Source organism: Marinobacter sp. V032 (assembly GCF_052645435.1).
On sequence record NZ_JBQXYE010000001.1, the window covers coordinates 445463 to 469876 of the forward strand.

The following is a 24414-nucleotide window of genomic DNA, read 5'->3' on the forward strand; positions in this document are numbered from 1 at the left end:
TTTCCTTACAAACTGAATATTGGTTCATTAATTCATATAGTTAGCGCTCATTTTCTCCGGCAAAACATTACCGAAAGTTTACCTATCCCCAATTTTAGGTATAGCGCCCCTCTCAGCCTGCCCCTAGATTTCGCACTACTGAAATACCTATCGCCAAAACCGACCCGTTTGAGGGTCGGTCCACGAAATTCGCTGGAGAACTGGACATGCTGCTAAACGTCAAACACTTCAGGGCCCTTGCCCTGATCACGATGCTCGGAGGCTGCGCTGCAATCGATCCTCCAAAGACAACGGTTTATAACATTACCACCGTGCCGAGCGGTGCCACTATCTACAAAGGCCCGACACCGGACAACCTGACTGAATACCAGACCACACCATTCAACGCTGTGATGACCAACAATACGAGCCTGCGCTGGTCAAACAGCTATTTCCAGGCACGTATGGAAGGCTATGAAGATACTGAAGTTTTTCAGCAGCCCATGTTTCCCCTTGGTACACCAACAAGTATCAGCTTCACTCTGACTCCGGTGACAGGGACTGAAGAAGATCTGGCACCTTTCCGCGCGACCAATACCATTCCCGCGTACAAGACGTTTCTTGAGCAATACCCGAGGACGCCGCTCCGGGCTGACGTATACGAGCTTATGATTGAGCGTGCGGCGGTTTCCGGCGAACCCATCAAAGCCTCTCTGGCGCTGGCCGCAGAATACCCCGACATGGTGCCGATGCTGAACGAAGACATCCAGCTGTACCTCGTCGGTCCTGAAGGATTGAAAGTATTCCAACTCGCCGATGCGATCGAAACGGGCGCCCGGTCTGATGATCTTGTTGTGGCCATCCAGGCCGCGGACAGCGGCTACCGACCGTTTACTCTGGAAGAAATTGATCACCTCACTTCCATGGGCTTTTCCGACGACGTGATCACCGCCATGACAGACAAAACGGAAGCCATCGCCCGCGCCATCGAAGCCGCAAAACATTCACTGGTACTCGCCAATAATACCGGTCGCTACATGTGCCCCTGGACCAGCGACGGCGTCACCGCTGAATGGGTAGACAAGGCGATCAACGCCAACATGGGCGCCACCGCAGGCTCAGGGCTGGGTGCAGTAGCCGGCAGCTTCCTCGGTTCACAGTTGCTCGACCAGGTACCGGGTGGCTCGCTGTTGGGCGGTCTGGTTGGTGGTATCGCCGGTTCGGCGGCTGGCGAGGATGTGGGTCGTGATAGCGCCATTCAGGCGTCTGGCGGCTGGGACTATATCCGAGCCACGTCCGATCGCTCCTTCAACAACCTCAACGACATGGCCGTCTACCTCAGCCAGGAATACGGCGGACACTCCAACTACCAGGATGTGATGAACGCCGCGGTTGCGATTTATCCCGAGTTGGCTAACCACATTCGTTAATCATTCCGGGCAATGCTGTCTCTTGCATTGCCCGTCTATTTGTTCAGGAGCCGGATCATGACTCTGACTTACAAAGGCGGCATTTGCACCGCCCTCGCGCTGTCTTCCTTGCTGCTCACGGGCTGCGCAACACAAATTGAAAATGCTGCAGGTAAGCCTACGGTATACGAAGACCCGTCAACCACCGGCCGTGTCAGTGGCGTTGGTATTGAAAGCCAGGACGTCGTCGGCATGACCGACCAGATGATGCGCGACATGCTCAGCAATCCCATGCTGACCGGCCGTGACACGTCGCCACGGATCATCATCGATAACCAGTACATGCGTAACGAGAGCTCGTCGGTGATTAACACCAACCAGTTGACAGACCGACTGCGCATCGAGCTGAACCGTGCCGCCAACGGGCGCATGGTATTCGTTGCCCGCGAACTGTCCGACATGGTCCAGCAGGAACGCGACTTGAAGCGTGATGGCGTGGTTGACGGCGGCACCATTCGCAAAACCCGGGCTCAGGCTGGCGCCGATTTCCGTCTGGCAGGTCGCATTACCTCACTGGACGCAGTCGACCGCAGCACCGGTACCAAATCCCGTTATAGCCAGATCACATTTGAAATGGTTGATCTCGAACTGGGCACCATTGTCTGGAGCGGCTTGTATGAAATGCGCAAGGCAGCACAAGACAATGTCCTTTACCGGTAAATTACGGCCCGTCATCGCCGCCAGTGCCGCATGCTTGCTACTGGCCGGCTGTGCCACTGGTCCCAAACAGTTCGAGCGGGCAACGCTGGATACCGGTCAACAGGATCTGGTCGCCAGCAAGCCGGCTGCGTTGCAGTCGTACTACCGTGATCTCTACGCAGAGGGGCGCCGAAACGAGGTACTCAATCTGATGGAGATAGGCACTGCCGCCTATCGTCTGGGGCTCTACAACGAGGCCAAGTCAGCCCTTGATGAAGCGCGGCTCAATATCGAAAGCGTTTATGCCGACAACGACGCCGCCCGCAAAGCCCGCAGCATCTGGTATGAAGAGAGCGAAAAGGAGTTTAAAGGCGAGGCCTACGAGCGCTGCATGGTGTACTTCTACCTGGGGCTGATTTTTCTTCAGGAAGGCGACTACGGTAACGCCCGCGCCAGCTTTATCAGCGGGTTGCTGCAGGATGCGTTTGCTGAAGAAGAGCAGCACAGCGCTGACTTTGCCTCGCTGCTGTATCTGGCTGGCTGGTCGGCCCGCCTGATGGGCAGCGAAACCCTGGCACAGGAGCACTTCAGGGAGCTTCAACTCTACCGGCCCGATGCCCCGCTTCCCGGACCTGACGACAATGTTCTGCTGATTGCCGAAACCGGCACGTCACCCCGCAAGCTGGCTGATGGTGTTGGCCATTACCAATTGGTTTACCGGCGTGGCAAAGACTTCAAGGATACAGCTGCAGTCGTCCGAATCGATGATAGCTGGACCCGTCTTTACCCGATCGAAGATGTGTACTTTCAGGCGTCAACCCGCGGTGGCCGGGCGATTGACCGCATCGTCAAAGGACAGGTCGAGTTCAAGACCAACGCGCGCGAATTTGGCACCAGCCTAAGCGAAGTCAGTCGTAGCAACTGGCTGGCCGGTGCCAGTGCTGCCGCAGGTGGCGCGCTTGGCGCAGGCTATGCCGCGGTCTCGCTGGTCAGCGTCGCTGCCCAGGGGCTGTCCGCCTCTGCAGTGGTGCGCGCGGATACTCGTTACTGGGACGGTTTGCCGGACACGGTACACCTGTTGCCAATGCACGCAACGGCAAACGAAGGGCTGACTATTCGTTATCTGGACAGCCACGGCATTCCTGTCGGCGGCCTTTCAAAACGCTTTGCAGTTCACATGGACGCCAACGGAAACGGCGTCGCTTTCGCCTCTTCCCGATAGTCGGAACTGAATGAGGAACCCAAAATGAAGATGATCAAATCGCTCACTGTCGCCGCTCTCGCAGCATTATCACTCAGTGCCTGTCAGAGTCTGCCCAGCAACTCGACCGACCTGACCGAACGCACGACACCGGTCGGCTACAACACCGTTGTTTTCACCGACTACAATCTCAGCCGTAGCTGGACCGGTGGCCTCTTCGGCGACGACAAGCGCTATCGCCTGTCTGTGACCAAACACGGCCAGCGAACTTCAGCCACCGGCACAACAGAAGTCTATGTTGTGCTCCGTAATCACACCGATTTTGACTACCCTGTCGAGGCCCGCACTCACTTTGTCGATAGTGACGAGGTACCCGCCGACGCCGATGCCGTCTGGAAGCGTATGACCGTGCCAGCCAACAGCGTGGCGACATATCGCGAACTGTCCATCAGTGCCGCGCCACTGAAATATCGAGTTGAAGTGAGGGGGATGCAGTAATGCGTCAATCCATACTGGCTATTGCAACGACCTGCCTGATCGCACCGTCCACATTTGCTGCCACTGATCATGCCGAAACGCCCATGATGGCCGCCCCGGTGAAACCGGTCACCTCGGAAGACCGCAGAATCGAAGCGGAGGCGGGTGAACGGTCCGAGTCTTCCGATGCCATCATTGCTCGCTTTCGCCAGGCCTATCCGGCCAGCCAGCCCCTGTCGGCCGCCATTTTCTGGAATCGCAAATTTAACGGACAGGTAAGTGACTGGATGTCATCCCGCCGTACCGTCGTCAGCAGCGCCGGTTCTATAAACGGCAAGATCCCCGAAGGGGCTGTGACGCTGCAGGGTGAGGGAACCGCCGCAGCCCAAGTGGAATACCGCTCTGCACACGCCAATAGCGGTCAGGCGCCGGCCTTTGAGATCCAGGCCGGCTTTATCCGCCAACTGCAACAGGCTGGCGCCCGGCCAATGGATCGCAATGCGCTGATGAGGCTGACGGATAACGCTCTCGAAGACGGTACATTTTCGCGCCTGTCACCGGACAACTCACGGCTCGAAATGCATGCCCTTGCCAAACATACGGATCTAATGATTCAACTTGAAGGCAGCGGTGTCAGCGGCTACCGGATTACCGTTATCGACATCAAGAGCGGCGAGATCCGCACCATGGTGAGCGCCAGTGGCCTCCCGCCGGAAAGCGAGCACCCCGGGCGCTGGGTAACTTCCAGCAACGGCTTTGAGAAACAGCGAGAGCCGATTACGCTGGAAGACGTCGGTCAGGAACTGGCGCTGCAGACACTGCAGGCACTGGCACCCTGATACCCGCCAGGGTCGGGAGAGGACAGGTTGGCGAGGCGCAGGTATCATGACCGGAATTCCCACCGGAGCTTTTCATGATACCGTCGCAAACCGCCGTGATTCAGTCCACTCGCAGCTGGCTTGAACGAGCCGTCATCGGCCTCAACCTGTGCCCGTTTGCGCGAGCCCCCTATCTCAAAGCCCAGGTTCATTTTGCGGTATCAGAAGCGACCGCCAACGACGCGTTGATTGATGACCTGGTCGACGAAATCCAGGCCCTGATGGCGGCCGATCCCGCCGAGCGGGAGACCAGCCTGCTGATCCTGTCACGCGGGCTTTCAGACTTCGCCGACTTTAATGACTTCCTATCCGTGGCAGACGCACTTCTTGAAACCCTTGAGCTCGATGGCATCCTGCAAATTGCCAGCTTTCATCCTGACTATCAGTTTGCAGACACCGCGCCTGACGACATTGAGAACTACACTAACCGTTCGCCTTATCCTGTGCTTCACCTGTTGCGGGAATCGAGCATTACCCGGGCGGTTGATACGATGGACGATACTGACGCCATCTACCGAGCCAATATCAACACTCTGCAACGGCTGGGACTGACGGGCTGGCAAGCGCTCTGGAAGCAGGACTGATACTGGCCGAAGGCCCGGGCCAGGCGCTACACTTCAAGCGCCACACTATTCGCCACTAAACCGAGGAACCGGATGCCACACGGCCCACTCACGCTGTTATTGGAGTTCGATGATCAGGTCCGGCGTGACCAGACCCAGACAGCATTGTTCCTCCATCGACGCGACCGGCGTTACGCTCTGGATTGCCTTGCCAACCAACAACGGCCCGGTATTGCCGGCTGGCTTGATCATGTCCAGACACGGGTTCCGGCGACAAGCCGACCCGATCACGATTCCCGCCTGAAACCCTGGCGACGACTGACCCTGCTGCTTACGCCTGTTGGCGCTCTGCTGGGCATGCTGACAATGCTTGGCCTGCTGTTCTATGACGGTAACCAGCAAATCAATGTGACCGTGATTATCGGATTTGTCGCACTTCAGCTGCTGCTCGCTGTGCTGACGACCGGTCAGGCGCTGGTCGGCTGGCGCCCCTGGGGCAAGTTGCTCAGCAGCATTCCCCGAGGAGACGACAGCAAACGGTCGCAAATCCACCCGATGCTGGCTCAACTTCAGCCCCAGCTCGCCGCCTGCACGGCGCACCAGATGGCGCTGGCTTTCGCCGTTGCTGGCTGGCTGACACTGATCGCCATGGTGGTGGTGCAGGATCTGGCGTTCGGCTGGAGTACGACACTGCGCACCTCGGCCGATGCCTATACCGGCATAGTGCAGGGGCTGGCAGCGCCGTGGGCCAATTGGTTACCGTCTGCTGTGCCATCACTGACGCTGGTCGAGCTGACCCAGTTTTTCCGGTTATCGGATGCCGTGGGTGATAACCCGGCGCGCTATGGTGACTGGTGGCCGTTTGTCGCCATGCTATGGCTGACCTATGCCATTGTTCCGCGGCTGCTATTACTGGTTTTTGCCCGTCTGCACCTGCGTTTTCAGGCCCGCAGGCTGCTGCGTTCCCACCCTGGCCGCCAGTCGTTGCTGCACCGGTTTGCCACCCCCACACTGGATACCGGCAGCGACCTGACCGACAGTGGCTCGGCGCCGGCGGCACCACAGCAACAGGAGCTGCATGCACTGCCAGCCGGCGATGCGCTGGTGTGCTGGGCCGGCGCAGGCTCCGAAGTGACCGACATTCGAACCCGGCTTCAGCAGAATGCCAAGGTGTTGGTTCTGCAGGCAGGAGGCACTGCCAGCCTGAACGAGGATCAGCAGACGATCACCCAGCTGGCAGAGCATGACAGACCGGCGATTATCCTGTGCCGGGCGTGGGAACCGCCCACCGGCGAGCTGGCAGACTTTATTCGGGACACCCGCCAGCAAGGCCCCGCAAATCGCGTAATCGCACTACTGCCTGTTGGCGGGGAAACGCCGCTGTCACCAGCCTCGGACATACAGAGTGCCCAGTGGCTGCGCTTTGTTGAACGCCAGCAGGATGCCAACCTCTGGGTCTGCGCCTTGCCCGCAGCACCTTCAGCGGAGGCCCGTCATGGTTGAAGCGCCCAGTTTCGCAGTCGTCGGCCACCCTAATCGCGGCAAATCCAGTGTCGTCGCTACGCTGTCGCAAAATGACGGTATTGCCATTGCGATGGAACCGGGCACCACCCGCGAAAGCCATGCTTACCCTCTGACCGTCGATGGCAACACCCTTTACACTCTGATCGACACACCCGGTTTTCAGCGCCCACGCAAGCTTTTGGCCTGGCTTGAAGCCCATAGTGCTTCCGCATCCGACCGGCCGGAAACCGTGCAGGCATTCTACAACCAGCACCGGGATGATCCGCAGTTCCATGACGAATGCGAGTTGCTCAAGCCCATCCTTGAGCAGAATGCCGGCATCATCTATGTGGTTGACGGGTCTGTGCCCTACAGCGCCGCCAATGAAGCGGAAATGACCATTCTTCAGTGGACCGGGCGGCCCAGCCTCGCGCTGATCAATGCCATCGGCAGCGACGACTACAGTGACCGCTGGGAGAATGCACTGGGCCAGTATTTCAGGATTGTGCGCCGGTTTAACGCCGTCACCGCGCCGTTCGAGCAACACCTCGGGTTGCTGCGAGGATTCGGCCAGCTGGAAGCTCGCTGGGAGCAACCGCTCACAGCCGCCACCGATCATCTGGAACACCAACGCCAGCAGCGACAGACCGACTCCGCCGATCTGATCACCCGCGCCCTGAGTGACATGCTGCAACTGCAGGTCACCGGTAGTATCGGCCCGACAGAATCCCGCAGCGCGGCGAAACAAACATTGCAGCAGCGCTGGATAGACAGCCAGCGCAAGCGTGAACGCCAGCTTCGACAGGGCGTGGAATCGATCTATCAACACCACCGGATTCAACGGCAGGAAGCAGAACTCCACTGGGCAGGCGACGATGATCTGTTCGGTGATCACAGTCGCGCGCTCTGGGGCGTCAGCCGCACCCATCTGGCAACCGCCGGATTTGGCGCTGGCGCCATCAGCGGCGTTGGAGTGGATGCCCTGACACTGGGGCATTCGCTGGGTGCGGGCGCACTCCTGGGCGGCATTGTCGGAGCTGCCGGCAGCTACTATTACGCCAACCGGCTGGGCAAGTGGTCGATGGGGCCGCTCCGGCAAGGGCATCGAAGCGTGCGCTTTGGTCCGGCAGCCGACCTGCAGTTCGGCTATATTGTATTAGGCAGGGCGCTGAATCACTGGTATCAGATCAGTCATCGCAACCATGCCGGTCGCGACCCGGTCAATCTGGCCACCACCGGGGAGCACTGGATCAGCCAGCTCGGCAAAGATGACCAGCGCCAGCTTCAGAGTCTGATCCAGCGCTTATGCAAAGGGACCACTGACGGCCGGCGTCATGATCAGTGGATACAGACCATCAACCACACCATGCATGCCTTCAGCCAATGGCAGCAAAACGAAGCCACCGGCACATCGCCCGCGCAGTCCGTCTGAAGGGATAGCTACGGAATGCATTTGAATTCGTAGAAAGGGGCATGTTTATACTAATGGCTTGTTTGACTAAACAAATTGGGGATGACGATGAAAATAGTAAAGCTCGATGACATCATTGGCTCAGATCAGGATGTTCACGGACCGAACTGGAATAGCCGCCGCCTGTTGCTGAAAAAGGACGGAATGGGTTTTTCCATGCACGAGACCATCATCCCGGCCAACACTGAACACACCTTCTGGTACAAGAACCATCTGGAAGCGGTTTACTGCGTGGCTGGCAACGGCAGCATCGAAGACCTCGCCACCGGTGAAGTTCACCAGATTTCTGACGGCGTGCTGTACGCACTGGATAACCATGACCGCCACATTCTGCGCGGTGGCACTGAAGACATGCGCCTGATCTGCGCCTTCAACCCGCCGGTTACCGGCCGCGAAGTACACGATGAAGACGGCGCTTACCTGATCCCTGACGACGAGTAAGCATCCCGTGTGCGGGTTCGTTTATTCATGATAAGCGCAACCACACGACATCACCGGACAGGTTGATTATCGTCTGTCCGGTGACCTCCCTGGCTCTCGCCCCTTCGATATAACCCGCTAAAAGTTGCCCTATCCATCCGATTAACGCCGATTTCAGGCCGGCCAACACGCCTTGTGTAAGATCCTTTGCAGCACTCTGAACAACTCTTTCCCCTAATCCAATTGCGAATCATTTGCGTTTATTAAATTAAATCAATATCATTCGCAAAAATTGATGTGCATATGGAAATGCCACCCTTACACTGTCCAGAGGTATTGCATGTCCACTTCGAACCACGCCGTTCGCTCCCTGACTGCGGCCATTCGCCGCACGCTGCCCGTCGCATTGATACTTGTTCCCGCTACTGCGCTTGCGCAGTCTGACACCACGACACTTGATACATTAGTCGTGTCAGACACCGCACTGAAGGTGGAAACGCCTTTGGTGGAGACGCCTCGCCCTGCATCCGTTGTCGATCAGGAAGAGCTTGAAGAGCGCAACGTCCAGTCACTGGATGAGACCTTCCGCTACCGGGCAGGCGTGCTGTCTGGCCAGTACGGCGGAGACAACGACACCGACTGGTTCAAGATACGCGGCTATGATCAGGCGACCTATCAGGATGGCTTGCGCATATACCGGGAAGGCTTTTATCAATGGCTACCGGAAACCTTCGGGCTGGAACGGGTTGAATTATTGAAAGGCCCGGCGTCCATTCTCTATGGTGAAGCACCTCCGGGTGGCGTCATCAATGCCATCAGCAAACGGCCGACGGAAACACCCCAGGGGCTGATTGAGGTGCAGGGCGGCACCAATGATCATCAGCAACTTGGTGTGGACACCGCAGGCCCGATTTCCGATGACGGCGACGTCCGCTACCGCCTCGTAGGGCTCTACCGCTCTGGCGAAGGCGATATAGATTATACCGAGAACGAACGTTACTACTTCGCGCCGAGTCTTGAGTGGGACATTACCGACCGCACGCAACTAACCATTCTCGCCAGCCTGCAAAAAGACGATGCAGTGCCCTACAACGGCTTCAAACTGCCTTACGGTACGGTTGAAGAAACGCCGTTCGGCAAGGTTGATCCTTCAACCAGCTACAGCGAACCGGATTACGACACCAACGAGCGTACCCAGACCGCCATCGGCTATGAATTCTCCCACGCATTCAACGACAACTGGTCGTTCGAACAGGACTTCCGCTACAGCAAGCTGGACCTTCTACTTCGTAGCAGCTACATCCTGTATGCCGATAGCCCACGCACCGGCGTTCGGGGCCTGACGTATCGCGACGGCGAAATCGAAAGCTGGACTGTGGACAGCCGGATGGTCGGCAAGTGGTTCACCGACCGTACCGAAAACACCCTGCTGATCGGGCTGGATTACCAGAACCTCGAGAATGACGGTCTGGAGGGCAACCTGTACACCTTCGGCAACGCCTCCATTGACCTTTTCGATCCCCAGTACGGTAACTACACCCCGATCGACCCGGCCCTGCTGGAATCCCGCGACATCACCAAAGACCAAACCGGTCTGTATGTTCAGAACCAGCTCCGCATTGATGATCGATGGATCGTGCTGGCAGGCGTACGCTACGATCAGGCCAAAACAGATAACGAGAATCGCACCACCAACACAACCCAGGAGGCAGACGACGAGCAGGTCTCCCTGTCGGGTGGCTTGATGTACCTGGCGGATAATGGCCTGTCGCCTTACCTCAGCTACACCGAGTCGTTCCAGCCCATTGCAGGCACCGATCCAAATGGTGATCTGTACAAACCACGTGAAGGCAAGCAGCTTGAGGCAGGTGTGAAGTTTGCTCCCGACTATCTGGACGGTTACGTCACCGCTGCGGTCTATCGCATTGAGGAGCAGAATTCACTGGTCACCTCCGCCACCGGGGGTAATCAGGTTCAGGAAGGCGAGCGCAATACCGATGGCCTTGAAGTGGAAGGCGTTGCTTACCTGACGGACAGGCTACAACTGACAGCCGCCTATACCTACAGTGACTCAAAAACGGAAAACAAGACCAGCTCAGCCGGTGAAGTGCGCGCTCCGCTGATACCTCGCCACATGGCCTCAACCTGGATTGACTACTCGTTCCTGGACACTGTGCCGGGCCTGAAAGTAGGGGGTGGCGCACGGCACATCGGCGAGAGCGTCGACGGCGACATCGAAGTACCGTCAGTTATGCTGTTCGACCTGATGGCCCAGTACGATTTTGCCCGCAACTGGCGCGCGCAGTTGAACGTCAACAACCTGACCGACAAGGAATACGTCGCCAGCTGCGACTACTGGTGCTACTACGGTGAGTCGCGTAGCGTAATTGGCAGCGTCAGCTACCGCTGGTAACATCAGGCGCTAAAAAAGGGCTGTATGACATCCGTCATACAGCCCTTTCTCATTTCTGCAGACTCAACCTGACACGTCAGCCCTCGGCCTGCTTCTCCAGCTCTGCCTTCTCGCGATTCTTCTTCCGCACTCTCAGGTTCAGTATCTCGACACCGAACGAGAACGCCATTGCGAAGTAGATGTAGCCTTTCGGGATGTGCATATCAAAGCCTTCACCCAGCAAGGCGACACCCACCAGAATCAGAAAACTCAGCGCCAGCATCTTGATAGTGGGGTGGGAGTCGACAAAGTCGCCGATTGGCTTGGCCGCCAGCATCATAACGCCCACCGCAATCATCACCGCAATGATCATCACGGCCACATGGTCTGCCATGCCGACAGCGGTAATCACCGAATCCAGACTGAACACGATATCAATCACCGCAATCTGCGCGAGAATGGCGCCAAAGCTGGCCACCGCCGCAACCTTTGCACTGCCTTCTTCGGTTTCGAGGCTGTTGTGAATCTCATGCACACTTTTGCCCAACAGGAACAGGCCACCCAGAATCAGGATAAGATCCCGACCTGAAATTTCCTGCTCCAGCACCACAAACAGCGGCGCTGTCAGCGTCATCACCCATGCCAGTGACAACAGCAACAGAATACGGGTGATCATCGCCAGCCCAAGACCGATGACCCTGCCTTTGTTGCGCTGATGTTCCGGCAAGCGCCCCACGAGGATCGAGATAAAAATGATGTTGTCGATCCCCAGCACGATTTCCAGCAACGTCAGTGTTGCCAGCGCAATCCACGCCTGGGGGTCATTGACCCAGCTCAGCCACTCCATTTAAAACTCTCCTATATATAAAACCGGCATCGTTTGCCAAAACCGCTAAAAGATCAGGGCGTCTTTGCGGGCACCGCGTAACCAGAGGGCCCAATTGTCCTGCATTACTCGCATACCACCAATATAATGTTCGTCCACCAGATAAGACGCCAGCGTCCGGTCCCCACGGGCATACTGATGCGTCAAACGGGTCAGAAAACTGCGCCCGGTGGGCGATGACAGCAGAAAATAGACAAACTCCCCGGTCTGGGACTGCAGCGAATACCCCTTATCGCGATAATGCCCTCGCCAATCGGTACTCTGCATTGAAAGAAACGCTTTCACGTCCGCCATCAGGTTCCTGTCCCGCATATCACGGACATCGGCGGCATTCTCAGGATGGGATTCAATCCTTAACCGGTCACCTGAGCGGGTCAGCATTTCCATCTGCTCGGCCAGCCCTTCATTTAGCCAGGCCGGCAAATAGGGCGTCAGCGTCGCCACGATCGCGTGGCCTGTTTCATGTTTGATGGTACGGAAGGTGCCTTCACGGTCTTCCCGTATATAGACCACGATGTCGTTGGTACGCCCCAGAAAGATACCGCGTGATGGCGGCAACGAACCCTCAATGCGTGTGCTAAGGAAGCTATCGTAGGCGGCCTTGTTGGCCAGTAGCAGAATATTCACGGGCACTGTGCGGTGAATATCGAAATAGAGCACGTCGTCAAAAAACCGGTAAACGTGATTCACATCGGCTTCAATACGTTCACGCTCGGTATCGGTGAGGGTGACGCCGTCACCGGCGATCACATCAATGTGATAGCGCTGCCAATCAGAGCGGACACCGCGTAACTGGACGGCTTCCTGCTGCTGGTTCTGCACCTGACGATCCCCGAAGTGCACCACCCCGTTTTCGTCGGTATAGCGGTAGATCTCGGCAAATGCCGCCAAAGGCTGCAACACGCATAGAAAAAACGCGAAATACACACTTCTCGCCATGGATCACTCCCTGTAATCAATGGGCGTCAGTGTAAAAGGAAGTGGCAAAGACAACCAGTGGCCGCACATGCGGCCACTGGAGGCAGATATCAGACGTAGTAATCCTGCAGCGGAGGGAAGCCGTTAAAGCAGACCGCGCTGTAGGTGGTGGTGTAAGCACCGGTGGTGAACCAGTACATCCGGTCACCCATGGCCAGGTTCAGTGGCAGGCCGTACTTGTAGTGCTCGTACATGATATCGGCGCTGTCGCAGGTCGGGCCGGCGATCACCACATCCTCACATTCACCGGTTTTCTCGGTGTACACCGGGAACTTGATCGACTCGTCCAGCGTTTCAATCAGGCCGGAGAACTTGCCGACGTCGGTAAACACCCAGCGGTGCAGGCCGTGACGCGACTTGCGTGAAATCAGTACCACTTCGCTCACAAGTACACCGGCGTTGGCAATCAGCGAACGGCCCGGTTCGATGATGATTTCAGGGAAGTCATCACCAAAGTCTTCACGGATGAAGCGCTCAATTTCTTCAGCATAGGTTTTCAGATCATTGGTGCGGCTGACGTAATTGGCCGGAAAACCACCGCCCATGTTGATCATCTGCAGCACAATGCCGTCTTCTTCCTTCAAGCGGTCGAAGATAACCTTCACGTTGCCGAGCGCCGCGTCCCAGGCGCCGATTTCGCGCTGCTGCGAACCCACGTGGAACGACACACCGTAAGGCACAAGGCCCAGATCGCGGGCCAGGATCAGCAGATCCATCGCCATGTCGGTGTGACAACCGAACTTGCGCGACAACGGCCAGTCAGCCGTTTGCGTGCCTTCAGTCAGAATCCGCACATACACCTTGGAACCCGGTGCTGCCTTGGCAATGTTGCGCAGGTCAGCTTCAGAATCCGTCGCGAACAGCCGCACACCACGGTCGTAGAAGGCACGAATGTCCTTCGACTTCTTGATGGTGTTGCCGTAACTGATCCGATCCGGGCTCACGTCCAGCGCCATGACTTTATCGAGCTCGTAAATCGACGCGATGTCGAAGTTGGAGCCACGATCACGCAGCAGCGACAGCACCTGCGGCGCAGGGTTGGCTTTCACTGCGTAATACACGTTTGCGTACGGGAAATTCTCAACCAGCTCGTCGTATTGATTCGCAATGGTGGCGGTATCAACAACGAGACAAGGGGTTTCCTGGGTATCCGCAAAAGCCTTGATGCGCTTGAAAGTCTCTGCGTCGTAGTAGTCTGTAATCTGGATGCTGTTCTGATCGTTCATGGGTGTTTAAGCGTTCTCCCTGTGGGCGCGGTTTGCGCAGGTAACGTAATGTTTACCGGGTAGAAAAAAAGCCCGTTCGATATGACGGGCCAGCATTTTCGCGAATGTAGAACCTTTTTCCGTATTCACCTAGTGAGGATATTTACCCATATCCCAAACGTAGTTTCTGGCATGAAAGTTGGCAAATTTCAGAGATGACGATACGCCTGCGCTGTCTGCCGAAGGCTCTGCATGACCGAAGGCCACGCGACACCGTTGCTGCGGGCAAATTCCCGTGTCTGATCCGATGAGAACGTGCGGGTCTGGATAAACTGGAGCGATTCCGGTGCGGTCTTCATTAGCGCCGAAACACCGGGAATACGCAACAGCCCCTGTAACACGCGAATAGGCATATGCCGCCGGGGCGGTTTGCGACCCAGCCCATTTGCCAGTTGGCCGATCACACCGTTAAGATTCGGTGTTTCCGCATCCAGCGCCAGCAAACGCCGAGGCACTGTTTGCGCTTCACAGGCCGCGACGATCAGACCGGCCAGCAGGTCGACCGGTACCAGCGGCAATTGATGCGCCGATGTGCCGGGGATCATCGTCAGGCGACCATGGGCCAGATTATCCATGAGTTGGTACAGCGGCTGCGCCGACTCCAGAGCACCGGTTTGACTGTGGCCTGACACCGTAGCCGGCTGCACTTCAATCCAGTCCAGACCCATCGAATCAGCCCATTGGCGTACCCGCAAGGCACCCTCGAGTTTGCTTGCTTCATAGGCTCCGGTTTGGCGGTAAACCGCCGGCCAATCCACCGTTTCCGGATGTTCCGGGTCAATACCCAGTGATTGCAGGTGGGCAGCGTTCTCCAGCATAAAACCGCTGATCATCACCAGTCGGGCCCCGGCTTTGTGCGCCAGTCGGGCAACCGCCAGCGCACCTTCCACGTTAGTCTGGCGAGCCGCTTCGGTGGGTAACTTCCATGCAAACCGGGCACCGAGATGGACGACGGCATCAAGTGACTCAGGCGCATGCTCCAATCCCAGATCCGGCTGATCAAGATCACCCTGCAGTGCTGACAGGGACAACCCATTACCGCCAAGCCCCTCAATCTGCCGGCGAAAGTCGTCTATTCCCTCGGGCCGCCGCATCAGCGCGATCACCTGATGCTGGCGCGCCGTCAGTTGCGCCACGAGATAGCGGCCGATGAATCCAGTCGCGCCGGTTACCAGTATGTTCATGATGTTTACTCCTTCAAATGAGACCCCGTCGGGTGCCTTCGGAAACTCATGCTAAAGTGTAAAGTGAACTCTACAGTCAACAGGTTTTTCATCATGCGGATTGCCCAGCTTGAATCTCGCACCGGCATTGGTCGGCATACGCTGCGGTACTACGAACAGGAGGCGCTGCTTCCCGGCATTCAGCGACGGGCCAACAACTATCGTGACTACCCTGAATCCGCTGTGCGGCAGGTTGAGCTGATCCGGCAATTGCAGTCGTTCGGCTTCTCGTTGAGCGAAATCAGAACCATCCTAAACGGCATTCAGTCAAACGAGGTGGACTGCGCCCAGGGCGCACAGCTTCTGGCCGAGAAGCGGCTGGATATCCGCAAGCAGATCCGACAACTGCGCCAGGTCGACAAACTGCTGGCCGCCGAACAGGTGCGCCTTGAAGAGAGCGCTGCGCGACAGGCGTGTAACGTCAGCGAGCAGTTTTCATGACCTCAGCGAACGTTCCCAAAGGCCTTGCGCATCTGCTACAACAACTGCCCCAAACCGGGCGCCTGGAATGGATCGGCATTCGTCCCGCCCGGGGTGAACTCATGCAGCGGTGTGCGGAATCCACCATTACCGTCGGCGGTGGGCTGGCGGGTGACCGGTTCAAAGGGCGAGCGGACAGTAAACGGCAAGTCACGCTGATTCAGGCAGAGCACCTGCCGGTCATCGCCTCGTTGTTGCACCGGCAAACTGTCGGGCCGGAGCTGCTGCGACGTAATCTGGTGGTGAGCGGACTCAACCTGCTGGCATTAAAGGGACGGCAGTTTCGCATCGGCGAGGTGGTGCTGGAAATGACGGGTCTGTGTCATCCCTGCTCGAAAATGGAAACGACGTTCGGGGCCGGTGGATACAACGCGGTGCGTGGGCACGGCGGCATTACCGCCAAGGTAATTACCGGAGGGCAGATTCGGGACGGGGATAGTGTGCAAGTACTGGAAGAGCCGAACTGACCGGCTGCTACCAGCGCGGTCAGTTCGCGGATATTACTTGCGAATAAACGCCATAAAACCACCGGCGACCACCGCGGCGGCGCCACCGATCAGATACAGCATGGTATCATCAGTGAATTCGCCGGTCAGTCCTTCGGAGATCTGATCGCCCACACTCTGGGATGCGTTCCAGCCGAAATACAGCAGAATCACACCAACGACCAACAGTACAAGCCCTACCATTTTAGACGCGTTCAACACGTTCTCCTTACGTTTTGGGTGTCTTCGGCACAAAACCTACACCCATGCAGCGTCAAAGAGAAGCGAAAGCCACCAGCCTTCACCTGCTGGCCTGATCCGACTCCCGCTCCAACAACGCGGCTTTGCGCTCGATGCCCCAGCGATAACCGGACAGGCTGCCGTCACTGCGCACCACCCGGTGACATGGGATCGCCAGTGCAATGCGGTTGGTGGCACAAGCCCTGGCCACGGCGCGGGCGGCGGTGGGTTGACCCAATGCGTTGGCAACATCGGTATAGGTCACAGTGTCGCCACAGGGAATCGCCCGTAACACCTGCCAGACCTTCTGCTGAAAGGCCGTTCCCTGAATGTCGAGCGGCAGGTCCAGTACCGACTCATCCGGCTGGTTCACGTAACCCACCAATACGGCCACCCAACGGGCAAACGCCGGATCGTCCCCCACCAGTTCAGCCTGGGGAAAACGGGACTGAAAGGCCTGCAGCAAAGCATCGGCAGTATCACCCAACTCGATCGCACAGATGCCTCGTGCTGTGGCCGCGACCAGGATCACCCCGAGCCAGCAGTCACCCAGCGCAAAACGAATGGTTTCGCCACGGCCGCCGGCACGATAGTCCCCGGGGGTCATGCCAAGATGATCGCCGGTCGCCGCGTAGAGTCGACCCGAGGAGCCAAAGCCCGCGTCAAGACCGGCGCGGGTACTGGTTTCACCCGAAGCCAGCGCCGCTTTCAGCCGGTTGGCCCGGTGGGCCTGAAAGTAGGCCCGGGGCGTGAGGCCAATGCGGTGTTTGAACTCCCGCTGAAAATGAAAGCGGCTTAGCCCACAGGCCGCAGCCAGCTGTGACAGGGAGGGCTCCGACTCGGCATTTTCGATCTCGCGGCAGGCCGCGACCATCTGCTGCTGGCGCTGAGCTTGCGGCGCAGGCTGATCAGGATAACAACGCTGGCAGGGTCTGAAACCGGCATCGGCTGCCGCCTCGGCGCTACTGTAAAAGCGGACATTCTCGCGGTTGGGCCGCCGGGAAGGACAAACCGGGCGACAGAAGACGCCGGTTGTGATCACACCGTAGAAAAAGCGACCATCGGCCTGCGGATCCCGGTCACAGACCGCCGCCCAGCATTGCTCGGGTTCAGGCATCAAGTGATCTGATCTGGCTACAGTTATGCTCATCGGTGTGGCCTCCATCGGCTTCAATCTTAACCCACATCGGCAGTATGAATCAGCGCGACCAACGACTCACTCCGGTAGTTGCTGTCCTATTCGAAAAAGCAGGTCATCCCTCACTGGCGGACCGGAGTCCGCTGGCAATGGCCTGATCCATCACCCAACGCCGCAGCAGCCGAATACCCGGCTCATTTCGCCGGCTGGTCTTGTGGGCAAAGTAGAAACGGTCACCGGTAATGAGCGTGTGACAGGGCAGCCGGACGAAGGCCGCCTCATCGTCCTCCTGACTGAGCATGTAATCATTGGTCAGCGCGATGCCCTGATGAAACCGGGCCGCTTCCAGCGCCATCAGCATGTGACTGAAATGCTGCACCCGCGCATGTGCCGGAATGCCCTGATACGCCACCTGAAACCAGGCCTGCCAGTCGCCGGATTCACGCCCGTAAATACTGTGAGTCGAGAGTAACGGGAATCCGGCAATCTGTTCGGGGGTGAGTGTCATCGCCTCGCCGTCCGGCCCGTCTTCGGCAGCGGCACCATTCAGACCCAGCGACTCACACACCCGCTGCCAGAACTGACGGCTACAAATAGGGAACAAGCGTTCCCGATACAGCAGGTCGTAAGTGAAGGCGCTGGATTCCGGGTGGATGGTGATAAAGCAATCGGCCACCCGATCCGACAGCTGTGGTGATTCACCCGTCATTTCCAGTGCCAGATCCACTTGGGAGTGAGCCCGTTTGAGAGCAGGCAATCGCGGGATCACCCAGCGCACCGCGAACGAGCTGAAGACCGCCAGCCGAATGCGGGCCGTTTCTTCCCCCAGCAGCGCCTCACTGGCCCGCTCGATCTGCAGCAGGGCGGAGCCGATGCTGTCCTGATAACTGCGGCCTTCGTCGGTCAGGGTCAGGTAGCGGCCGTTGCGCAGAAACAGCGCCTCGCCAAGATAGGTTTCCAGCGCCTTGATCTGATGGCTGACCGCACTCTGGCTGATATTCAGTTCGTCCGCTGCGCGGGAAAAGCTGTTCAGCCGTGCCACGGCTTCAAACACCGGCAGGGTCCGCAGCGGAGGCAGTTTCATCATCGTGACCCACTCCTGTTATACATAAAACTAATACTGATAGCTTAAATATCATTAAACAGGATAAATCAGAACCCCTACACTGGCGACTGCTCATTATTCATTCATGCACCAGATCAGGAGGGAGTCATGTCAGGCCGTACAGTCAACAGCGCGATTCTCTTGCTGGTTATCGGCAACGCACTGGCGCTGATTTCAGATGTGTTTATCAAGTTGCTGGAGCCCGGCTCACCGGTGTTCCAGTTCGTGTTCCTGCGTTGCGCGCTGACGCTCGCCCTGTTGGTTCCGTTCTGGCGCTATATCGATACCGGTCGGCTCTTTGAAGGCCTCGGCGTTCACGTCCTGCGGGCCCACGTGCACCTGGTCGGTGTGGTCTGCATGGTACTGGCGCTGGGCGCCCTGCCGCTGGCGACCGCGAACGCGATTTTCTATGCTGCGCCGGTCATCGTCATGGTGCTATCCGTGATCCTGTACGGCGAGAAACTCGATGGCCGCAGTGTGTTTGCCGTCATCAGCGGCTTTCTCGGCATTGTCGTGATTCTGCGGCCGGTCGAAGTAAACTGGATGGCGCTCAGTGCGCTGGTAATGGCGGCAACACTTGCGATTAACGCATTGTTGGTTCGCAAGCTCCCCAGCGGCCAGTCGATGGTGCACAAGTTGTTCCTGACATATCTGCTGGTACTGCCCGCCAGTGGCGCCTTGATGCTGTGGGAGGGCGCCGAATGGGATCCGTCCATGCTGATGAGCGCAGCCGGATCGACCGTCTTTATTCTGGGTTACAACATTACGGTACTGCTGGCCTATCGTCAGGTCGACGCCAGTCAGGTCACCAGTGCCGAATATACCGGGTTGATCTGGGCCGTCGCGCTGGGCTGGCTCTGGTTCGGCGAAACCCCGGACATCTGGTTCCTGCTGGGCAGCAGCATGATTGTGGTGCCGCTGGCGCTGATCGGCCTGCGCCAGCATAAAGCCTCGCGCAAGCGCGCCGCGCTGGCCGGAAGCAATTGCTAACCGCCCCTCAGCGACGCCCTCCTTTACGCTCTTCGTTGCCATACCGTAAGCTCACCGCAATCAGATGGTAGTGAAGAGCGCTGCCCACCGGGCCCGTTTCCACATAGAATAAGTCTACAAACTATACGGATGGGCCCATGGCACAAAATACCGAGCGTTTACAGGCACTGGACGCCTTACGCGGCATCGCCGCCGTGGGCGTGATGCTGTTTCACTATATTCCCTACTTCAACGAACTCTTCGGCCACAGCTTTACCCCCTGGTCGTTTCTGGAGTTCGGCCGTTACGGCGTGCACCTGTTTTTTATTCTAAGTGGCTTCGTTATTTTCATGACGCTGGAGCGTACGCCCACTGCCAAATGGTTTGGCCTGGCGCGGGCGTTCAGACTCTTGCCGTCGCTTTGGGCCGGCATCATCCTCACCAGTATCTTCGTGCATTTGTTAGGCCCCGAAAGCCGGCTGGTGTCATTCCCGGATGCATTAGTGAACGCGACCCTGCTGCATGAATACTTCGAGCTGCCCCACGTTGATGGCGCTTACTGGAGTCTGGTGGTCGAAGCGACCTTCTACGTGTGGATGGCGATTCTGTTTTACGGGTTGGGGCAAGGCCAGAAGTTGCGGGTAGTGCTCTGGGCCTGGGTGATTGGTAGTTACTTCGCTGTCTTCTACTGGAAAGCGATCCCTGACGGGCTTGAATTCCTGATCAAGGATTTGTTGTTCACCAAATACGCGCCCCTGTTCATCAGCGGCATGCTGCTGTTCCGCTGGCACAAACACGGCACACCGTCGATGGCGGACCGTTTGCTGCTGGTGGTCGCGATGGCCCACTGTCTGGTCGCGTACAAGAGCCCGTTCAACTTCTTTGTTGTCGGTTGCTACGCCACCTTCATTATGGCGGTGATGGGCTACCTGAATTTTCTCGCCAACCGGCCGCTGCTGCTGTTGGGCCGGCTGTCTTACGCGCTCTACCTGGTTCACCAGAATATTGGCTACGGGATCATCCAGCTCTGTTACGACTACGGTTTGCCGGGGCAGGTCGGTGTGATGGTGGCCATCGCGGTCGTGGTGACCCTGGCCTACGGCATCCATACCTTGATAGAACAGCCGGCACTTCGCTGGTTCAGGCAGTATCGCAAAACCTCGATGGACTCTGACAGGAGCGCGCCTGCGCCTCTGCAGGAGCCGAAGCAACTGCCCTGAGGCAGGCCCTCGTGCTGACCCGTCACATCAGATTGGTCAGCACGATGCCCAGAGTGGCGGCCGTCGTCACCAACGCAAATAGCGCCAGCGCACCGTCGCGGGAAATCATGGCTACCCCGAATGCGGTGAGCGCGGCACCGCCGCCGTTAGCGCTGAACGGCACAATCTCCATAGCCGGCATCGCCAGCGCAACCACCACGCAGGCCGCGGAAGTCACCAGCAGGCCGGGCCCTTCCACCAGCGCGGTCAATCTTGGGCGGGTCAGTCGATCAATTTTGCTGGCCGGGCCACGCATCCATTTCAGGCCTTTGCGCAGCTTGTCCTGCGGCATGGTTCTGCAGGTTATCCACCCGGGCAGCCAGATATGCTGACGCCGGAACAACAGCTGGCCGGCAGTCAGGATGACCAGCAATGCAAACAGGGTTGGCACCCCCGGAATATCGCCAATCAAAGGCGCCAGCGTAATTAGGCCCGCAAACAGCACAATCGGCCCGAACGAACGTAATCCGATCGCTTCCAGTATGCGGCCAACCGACACTCGCTCATCCGCCACCGCCACTCGGTCAATGCGGTCGAGAAGTTGTTCCAGGTTACTCAGTTCGTTGTTGTCCGCCACACGTCCGCCTTGTCCTGTGATCCGGAGGCTGTTTAACCCAGTTGCGTTCGCAGCCAGGCCGTCAGCTGAGAGGCCTGCATTGCGCCGCTCTGGCGAGCAATTTCTTTGCCATTGCGGAACAGGATCAGCGTGGGAATGCTGCGAATGCCGAAACGGGCTGACGCCTGCTGCGCCTGTTCGGTATTCACTTTGGCAAAGGCGACCTGTCCCCGCCAGCTTTTAGCGGCTGACTGGAATTCCGGCGCCATGGTCTTACAAGGCCCACACCAGCTCGCCCAGAAATCCACCAACACCGGCAGATCACTTTTACCGGTATACCCCGGCATTTCCGCGTCACTCAACTCGGCAACAGCCCCCTCTGCCAGAGCGCCTTTGCAGGCGCCGCATTTCGGGCCATCGCTGAGCCGCTGCGCGGGCACCCGGTTCATCTTCTTGCAGTGCGGACAACCGACATGCAGTAGATCACTCATGGTTAAGGTCTCCTGTGGAAGCACCTTTGTTGTGGGTGCAGGTTATGCAAAATCAAGCCGGGAAATGATTCTGGTTGAGAACCGTCTCACTGAAGCGGACAGGCGATTTACCTATTCTGACGACACATTGTAACGCTGGATACTGGTGAACCTGCTGCTGATGCTGCCCTGATTGCCCATCCACGTTCAGTTTCATTTTCCTGATTACGCAGTCATACGCCGCTGTTCGACGTCAATAATAAGGAATGCAGTAATGAAACGGACCTTCACCAGCCTGATGGCTGCGCTGTCCCTCGCTCTCGTTTTGCCCGTTCCGGCTTTCAGCGCCGGCGCCACCATAGAACTCGATAACACCGTAGATACCGGCGAAGTCCGTTATGAAAGCTACTTCGAGGATTTTGAGAGTGGCGTTATGCCGGAAGGATTTCACGAAGGAGCCGACAGTGCCCGGCCCTGGAAGCTGGACTCGACCCAATCGAAATCCGGTTCGCTGAGCTTGCGCTCTGGCGTGATCGACCACAACCAGACCAGCTCGGTTGCACTCGATACCCACCTGCCCGCCGGCACACTCTCATTCGACTACCTTGAACTGACCGAAAGCTGTTGCGACGTGATGGAGCTCCGCATTAACGGCAAGCGGTATAATTTCCGGAAAACAGGTGTGTCCAACCAGTGGCAGCACATTGAAGTGCTGATTCCGAATCCCACGCGACGGGTTGAATTCACCTACCGTAAAGACCCCGTCACTATTGCGCGTGAAGATGCCGTATGGATCGACAATATCGAGTTTACCGACACGATCAGTCCCACTGCCGATGCGAACGATCCTGATGGCGACGGCATTCCCTACGACGTTGAACAACAGTACGCCGCGTTGGACCCTTACGACGCCGACGACGGTTTCGAGGACTACGACAACGATGGTGCATCCAATCTGTCGGAAATCAATTCGGGCTACTCGCCCGATGTTGCCAATATCTTTGTACGCAAGAACCTGTTTGCTTTCTACCCACTTGGTGACATCAATTGGGACTACCGCTTCAGCAATGGCTATATCGCGACTGTTGAGGGTCAGTCACTGAGTGCCCAGGGGCGATTCCGCAACGACAGCAGCGGCGGCTATGAGATCCTGGAACGTCGCGAGGATGGTATTTATATAATGGAAAGAGGCATCAACGACACGGATGGCTCGCAGACCAAGTATGTGTATCACCAGGGGCTATTGAAACTCCCCCGCCACATCAGGCTTGGCGAAGATGTCTACAGTACAACCGATCTCACTATGACGCTGAGTGGGGGCGAGACTTTTGACACACGGGTCGATGTTATCGTGTCCTTACTGGAAGAGTACCAGCTGCTCTCTTCATCCTCGTCTGCCGACACACTGATGATCGGAACCAGCTCTCGCGCCCTGTCAAATTCTGGCGACTATGTTTACGGCTCGTCATACCAGCTGCTGGGGCTCGATGTAGGGACTCTCGCTTTCCTTGGCGACGCGCCTTCCGATCTCGTCGACATGCGCGTTGCCCGCATCGATAACAGCATCGCAGGACAAGCATCAACCTCGACTTCAGACAAAGCCGTCAGCAGAACCACCGGCATCCAAAGCGGTGGCGGAGGCGGCGGTAGTACGTCGCTTCTATTCACAGGATTGCTGACCGGCCTGCTGATCTGGCGGAGACGGATGTCAGCCTGAGATTAATCCGCCGCTGACGGGCGTCTTCTGCCCAGGAGATGCCCGCCAGCCAGGCACAACACACCCACAACAGCACCGGTGATTGCGCCCGCAATATGCGCCTGCCAGATCACCGCTGCACCAATCCAGTCAGCACTCAGTCCATCGCCTGTCATCACTGAATCAGCCAGCAGCTTGAGCCCGGTAAAGACCAGAACCGTAGCGGCAAATCCAGGCCTGTCGGTAAGCGACACAACTCCGCGATAAGCCAGCAACCCATACAGGCATCCGGAAAAGCCGCGATACCAGTCCAGGTCATTCATCAGCCAGAGCAGCGACAAGGAAACACCCAGCGCGATGACGATCAGCGCGAGTAACCACTGCCAGATACCCTCCCGGTGACTGAACAATGCGCCAATCACCATCAGGCCCAGCAGGTTCAGTAGCAGATGCGCCAGGCTCACGTGAGTCCAGTGACCGGTCAGCAGCCGCCAGTATTCGCCTTCAACGATCCCGGCCCGTGACCACTCCAGCAGCGCACCGGGCAAGGTCCAGGCCGCCAGCAGCGTGACTGCCAGTATCCAGTATCGTCGCGGTACCAGGGTTGTCAGTAACATGTGTTCAGCAACATACCGTCAGGTGATATCCAAGTCGTCAATTCAAACGGCCAGT

The 24414-nt window shown here is 57.7% G+C and carries 25 protein-coding genes; 15 read left to right on the forward strand and 10 right to left on the reverse strand.

Going from position 1 to position 24414, the window contains the following annotated elements; translation table 11 throughout:
• Nucleotides 1–206: 206 nt before the first annotated feature.
• The 10 genes from ACUN9X_RS02045 to ACUN9X_RS02090 all read left to right on the forward strand — a co-directional run bounded on the left by ACUN9X_RS02045 (nucleotide 207) and on the right by ACUN9X_RS02090 (nucleotide 11013).
• Entirely contained in the window at nucleotides 207–1409 is a 1203-nt protein-coding gene (locus ACUN9X_RS02045; RefSeq protein ID WP_445472037.1) for a hypothetical protein, read from the forward strand.
• 57 nt (nucleotides 1410–1466) lie between these two features.
• Nucleotides 1467–2108 (forward strand): penicillin-binding protein activator LpoB, encoded by a 642-nt coding sequence (locus ACUN9X_RS02050; protein ID WP_260037212.1) that lies wholly within the window; start codon nucleotides 1467–1469, stop codon nucleotides 2106–2108.
• Nucleotides 2065–3309: a hypothetical protein gene (locus tag ACUN9X_RS02055; protein ID WP_445472038.1), complete on the forward strand. Its 1245-nt coding sequence runs from the start codon at nucleotides 2065–2067 to the stop codon at nucleotides 3307–3309. The genes ACUN9X_RS02050 and ACUN9X_RS02055 overlap by 44 nt, the downstream gene beginning before the upstream one ends.
• Before the next feature lie 24 nt (nucleotides 3310–3333).
• Nucleotides 3334–3786, forward strand: coding sequence for a hypothetical protein (locus ACUN9X_RS02060; RefSeq protein ID WP_260037215.1), 453 nt, complete (start codon nucleotides 3334–3336; stop codon nucleotides 3784–3786).
• Complete coding sequence (locus ACUN9X_RS02065) at nucleotides 3786–4604, forward strand: hypothetical protein (RefSeq protein ID WP_260037216.1); 819 nt, start codon at nucleotides 3786–3788, stop codon at nucleotides 4602–4604. Before ACUN9X_RS02060 ends, ACUN9X_RS02065 begins: the two co-directional genes overlap by 1 nt.
• A gap of 74 nt (nucleotides 4605–4678) precedes the next feature.
• Nucleotides 4679–5227 (forward strand): DUF1415 domain-containing protein, encoded by a 549-nt coding sequence (locus ACUN9X_RS02070; RefSeq protein ID WP_260037218.1) that lies wholly within the window; start codon nucleotides 4679–4681, stop codon nucleotides 5225–5227.
• A 72-nt stretch (nucleotides 5228–5299) separates the two neighbouring features.
• Nucleotides 5300–6709, forward strand: coding sequence for a DUF2868 domain-containing protein (locus tag ACUN9X_RS02075; RefSeq protein ID WP_445472039.1), 1410 nt, complete (start codon nucleotides 5300–5302; stop codon nucleotides 6707–6709).
• Nucleotides 6702–8141: a GTPase/DUF3482 domain-containing protein gene (locus tag ACUN9X_RS02080; protein ID WP_260037222.1), complete on the forward strand. Its 1440-nt coding sequence runs from the start codon at nucleotides 6702–6704 to the stop codon at nucleotides 8139–8141. The genes ACUN9X_RS02075 and ACUN9X_RS02080 overlap by 8 nt, the downstream gene beginning before the upstream one ends.
• Nucleotides 8142–8228: 87 nt before the next feature.
• Nucleotides 8229–8621 carry an ectoine synthase gene (locus tag ACUN9X_RS02085; RefSeq protein ID WP_260037224.1) on the forward strand — a complete coding sequence of 131 codons (393 nt, stop codon included), beginning with the start codon at nucleotides 8229–8231 and terminating at the stop codon, nucleotides 8619–8621.
• Between the two features lie 319 nt (nucleotides 8622–8940).
• Nucleotides 8941–11013, forward strand: coding sequence for a TonB-dependent siderophore receptor (locus tag ACUN9X_RS02090; RefSeq protein WP_260037225.1), 2073 nt, complete (start codon nucleotides 8941–8943; stop codon nucleotides 11011–11013).
• Between the two features lie 76 nt (nucleotides 11014–11089).
• Here ACUN9X_RS02090 and ACUN9X_RS02095 read toward each other — a convergent pair whose 3' ends face one another.
• From ACUN9X_RS02095 to ACUN9X_RS02110, 4 genes are all read right to left on the reverse strand, one after another.
• Nucleotides 11090–11830, reverse strand: a complete 741-nt coding sequence (locus ACUN9X_RS02095) for a TerC family protein (RefSeq protein WP_445473163.1) — start codon at nucleotides 11828–11830, stop codon at nucleotides 11090–11092.
• Between the two features lie 54 nt (nucleotides 11831–11884).
• Complete coding sequence (locus tag ACUN9X_RS02100) at nucleotides 11885–12817, reverse strand: DUF4124 domain-containing protein (protein WP_445472040.1); 933 nt, start codon at nucleotides 12815–12817, stop codon at nucleotides 11885–11887.
• Between the two features lie 89 nt (nucleotides 12818–12906).
• Nucleotides 12907–14082 carry a type III PLP-dependent enzyme gene (locus ACUN9X_RS02105; RefSeq protein ID WP_260037230.1) on the reverse strand — a complete coding sequence of 392 codons (1176 nt, stop codon included), beginning with the start codon at nucleotides 14080–14082 and terminating at the stop codon, nucleotides 12907–12909.
• Between the two features lie 188 nt (nucleotides 14083–14270).
• The gene (locus ACUN9X_RS02110) at nucleotides 14271–15305 is read right to left on the reverse strand and encodes an SDR family oxidoreductase (protein WP_445472041.1); all 1035 of its coding nucleotides are present in this window, start codon (nucleotides 15303–15305) and stop codon (nucleotides 14271–14273) included.
• Between the two features lie 93 nt (nucleotides 15306–15398).
• Between ACUN9X_RS02110 and ACUN9X_RS02115 the strand changes: the two genes are divergently transcribed.
• The gene (locus tag ACUN9X_RS02115; protein WP_445472042.1) at nucleotides 15399–15785 is read left to right on the forward strand and encodes a MerR family transcriptional regulator; all 387 of its coding nucleotides are present in this window, start codon (nucleotides 15399–15401) and stop codon (nucleotides 15783–15785) included.
• The gene (locus ACUN9X_RS02120; protein WP_445472043.1) at nucleotides 15782–16291 is read left to right on the forward strand and encodes an MOSC domain-containing protein; all 510 of its coding nucleotides are present in this window, start codon (nucleotides 15782–15784) and stop codon (nucleotides 16289–16291) included. The genes ACUN9X_RS02115 and ACUN9X_RS02120 overlap by 4 nt, the downstream gene beginning before the upstream one ends.
• A 33-nt stretch (nucleotides 16292–16324) precedes the next feature.
• Here ACUN9X_RS02120 and ACUN9X_RS02125 read toward each other — a convergent pair whose 3' ends face one another.
• The 3 genes from ACUN9X_RS02125 to ACUN9X_RS02135 form a co-directional block, all read right to left on the reverse strand.
• Nucleotides 16325–16528 (reverse strand): DUF3185 family protein, encoded by a 204-nt coding sequence (locus ACUN9X_RS02125; RefSeq protein ID WP_260037236.1) that lies wholly within the window; start codon nucleotides 16526–16528, stop codon nucleotides 16325–16327.
• Nucleotides 16529–16610: 82 nt separating this feature from the next.
• Nucleotides 16611–17699 (reverse strand): bifunctional DNA-binding transcriptional regulator/O6-methylguanine-DNA methyltransferase Ada, encoded by a 1089-nt coding sequence (gene ada, locus ACUN9X_RS02130; RefSeq protein ID WP_445472044.1) that lies wholly within the window; start codon nucleotides 17697–17699, stop codon nucleotides 16611–16613.
• Between the two features lie 103 nt (nucleotides 17700–17802).
• Nucleotides 17803–18771 (reverse strand): LysR family transcriptional regulator, encoded by a 969-nt coding sequence (locus ACUN9X_RS02135; protein ID WP_445473164.1) that lies wholly within the window; start codon nucleotides 18769–18771, stop codon nucleotides 17803–17805.
• Nucleotides 18772–18900: 129 nt separating this feature from the next.
• Between ACUN9X_RS02135 and ACUN9X_RS02140 the strand changes: the two genes are divergently transcribed.
• Nucleotides 18901–19782 (forward strand): DMT family transporter, encoded by an 882-nt coding sequence (locus ACUN9X_RS02140; protein WP_445472045.1) that lies wholly within the window; start codon nucleotides 18901–18903, stop codon nucleotides 19780–19782.
• A 137-nt stretch (nucleotides 19783–19919) separates the two neighbouring features.
• The gene (locus ACUN9X_RS02145) at nucleotides 19920–20981 is read left to right on the forward strand and encodes an acyltransferase family protein (protein ID WP_445472046.1); all 1062 of its coding nucleotides are present in this window, start codon (nucleotides 19920–19922) and stop codon (nucleotides 20979–20981) included.
• 22 nt (nucleotides 20982–21003) lie between these two features.
• Here the strand turns inward: ACUN9X_RS02145 and ACUN9X_RS02150 are convergent, their stop codons facing one another.
• On the reverse strand, nucleotides 21004–21597 hold the full coding sequence (locus tag ACUN9X_RS02150; protein ID WP_445472047.1) for an exopolysaccharide biosynthesis protein: 594 nt from the start codon (nucleotides 21595–21597) through the stop codon (nucleotides 21004–21006).
• Between the two features lie 32 nt (nucleotides 21598–21629).
• Complete coding sequence (gene trxC / locus ACUN9X_RS02155) at nucleotides 21630–22067, reverse strand: thioredoxin TrxC (RefSeq protein ID WP_445472048.1); 438 nt, start codon at nucleotides 22065–22067, stop codon at nucleotides 21630–21632.
• A gap of 253 nt (nucleotides 22068–22320) precedes the next feature.
• Between trxC and ACUN9X_RS02160 the strand changes: the two genes are divergently transcribed.
• A complete protein-coding gene (locus tag ACUN9X_RS02160) occupies nucleotides 22321–23763 on the forward strand; it encodes a hypothetical protein (protein WP_445472049.1) in 1443 nt (480 codons plus the stop codon).
• A 2-nt stretch (nucleotides 23764–23765) separates the two neighbouring features.
• Here ACUN9X_RS02160 and rrtA read toward each other — a convergent pair whose 3' ends face one another.
• Nucleotides 23766–24359, reverse strand: a complete 594-nt coding sequence (gene rrtA, locus ACUN9X_RS02165; RefSeq protein ID WP_445472050.1) for a rhombosortase — start codon at nucleotides 24357–24359, stop codon at nucleotides 23766–23768.
• Nucleotides 24360–24414: the final 55 nt, after the last annotated feature.

Excerpts from the sequence above, each read along its gene's own strand:
- ACUN9X_RS02090 (WP_260037225.1), top strand. The coding sequence starts at position 8,941 with ATGTCCACTTCGAACCACGCCGTTCGCTCCCTGACTGCGGCCATTCGC.
- ACUN9X_RS02105 (WP_260037230.1), bottom strand. The coding sequence starts at position 14,082 with ATGAACGATCAGAACAGCATCCAGATTACAGACTACTACGACGCAGAG.
- ACUN9X_RS02145 (WP_445472046.1), top strand. The coding sequence starts at position 19,920 with ATGGCACAAAATACCGAGCGTTTACAGGCACTGGACGCCTTACGCGGC.
- ACUN9X_RS02060 (WP_260037215.1), top strand. The coding sequence starts at position 3,334 with ATGAAGATGATCAAATCGCTCACTGTCGCCGCTCTCGCAGCATTATCA.
- trxC (WP_445472048.1), bottom strand. The coding sequence starts at position 22,067 with ATGAGTGATCTACTGCATGTCGGTTGTCCGCACTGCAAGAAGATGAAC.
- ACUN9X_RS02115 (WP_445472042.1), top strand. The coding sequence starts at position 15,399 with ATGCGGATTGCCCAGCTTGAATCTCGCACCGGCATTGGTCGGCATACG.
- rrtA (WP_445472050.1), bottom strand. The coding sequence starts at position 24,359 with ATGTTACTGACAACCCTGGTACCGCGACGATACTGGATACTGGCAGTC.
- ACUN9X_RS02120 (WP_445472043.1), top strand. The coding sequence starts at position 15,782 with ATGACCTCAGCGAACGTTCCCAAAGGCCTTGCGCATCTGCTACAACAA.
- ACUN9X_RS02070 (WP_260037218.1), top strand. The coding sequence starts at position 4,679 with ATGATACCGTCGCAAACCGCCGTGATTCAGTCCACTCGCAGCTGGCTT.
- ada (WP_445472044.1), bottom strand. The coding sequence starts at position 17,699 with ATGAGCATAACTGTAGCCAGATCAGATCACTTGATGCCTGAACCCGAG.
- ACUN9X_RS02045 (WP_445472037.1), top strand. The coding sequence starts at position 207 with ATGCTGCTAAACGTCAAACACTTCAGGGCCCTTGCCCTGATCACGATG.
- ACUN9X_RS02075 (WP_445472039.1), top strand. The coding sequence starts at position 5,300 with ATGCCACACGGCCCACTCACGCTGTTATTGGAGTTCGATGATCAGGTC.
- ACUN9X_RS02080 (WP_260037222.1), top strand. The coding sequence starts at position 6,702 with ATGGTTGAAGCGCCCAGTTTCGCAGTCGTCGGCCACCCTAATCGCGGC.
- ACUN9X_RS02100 (WP_445472040.1), bottom strand. The coding sequence starts at position 12,817 with ATGGCGAGAAGTGTGTATTTCGCGTTTTTTCTATGCGTGTTGCAGCCT.
- ACUN9X_RS02050 (WP_260037212.1), top strand. The coding sequence starts at position 1,467 with ATGACTCTGACTTACAAAGGCGGCATTTGCACCGCCCTCGCGCTGTCT.
- ACUN9X_RS02055 (WP_445472038.1), top strand. The coding sequence starts at position 2,065 with ATGAAATGCGCAAGGCAGCACAAGACAATGTCCTTTACCGGTAAATTA.
- ACUN9X_RS02140 (WP_445472045.1), top strand. The coding sequence starts at position 18,901 with ATGTCAGGCCGTACAGTCAACAGCGCGATTCTCTTGCTGGTTATCGGC.
- ACUN9X_RS02085 (WP_260037224.1), top strand. The coding sequence starts at position 8,229 with ATGAAAATAGTAAAGCTCGATGACATCATTGGCTCAGATCAGGATGTT.
- ACUN9X_RS02160 (WP_445472049.1), top strand. The coding sequence starts at position 22,321 with ATGAAACGGACCTTCACCAGCCTGATGGCTGCGCTGTCCCTCGCTCTC.
- ACUN9X_RS02135 (WP_445473164.1), bottom strand. The coding sequence starts at position 18,771 with ATGAAACTGCCTCCGCTGCGGACCCTGCCGGTGTTTGAAGCCGTGGCA.
- ACUN9X_RS02110 (WP_445472041.1), bottom strand. The coding sequence starts at position 15,305 with ATGAACATACTGGTAACCGGCGCGACTGGATTCATCGGCCGCTATCTC.
- ACUN9X_RS02065 (WP_260037216.1), top strand. The coding sequence starts at position 3,786 with ATGCGTCAATCCATACTGGCTATTGCAACGACCTGCCTGATCGCACCG.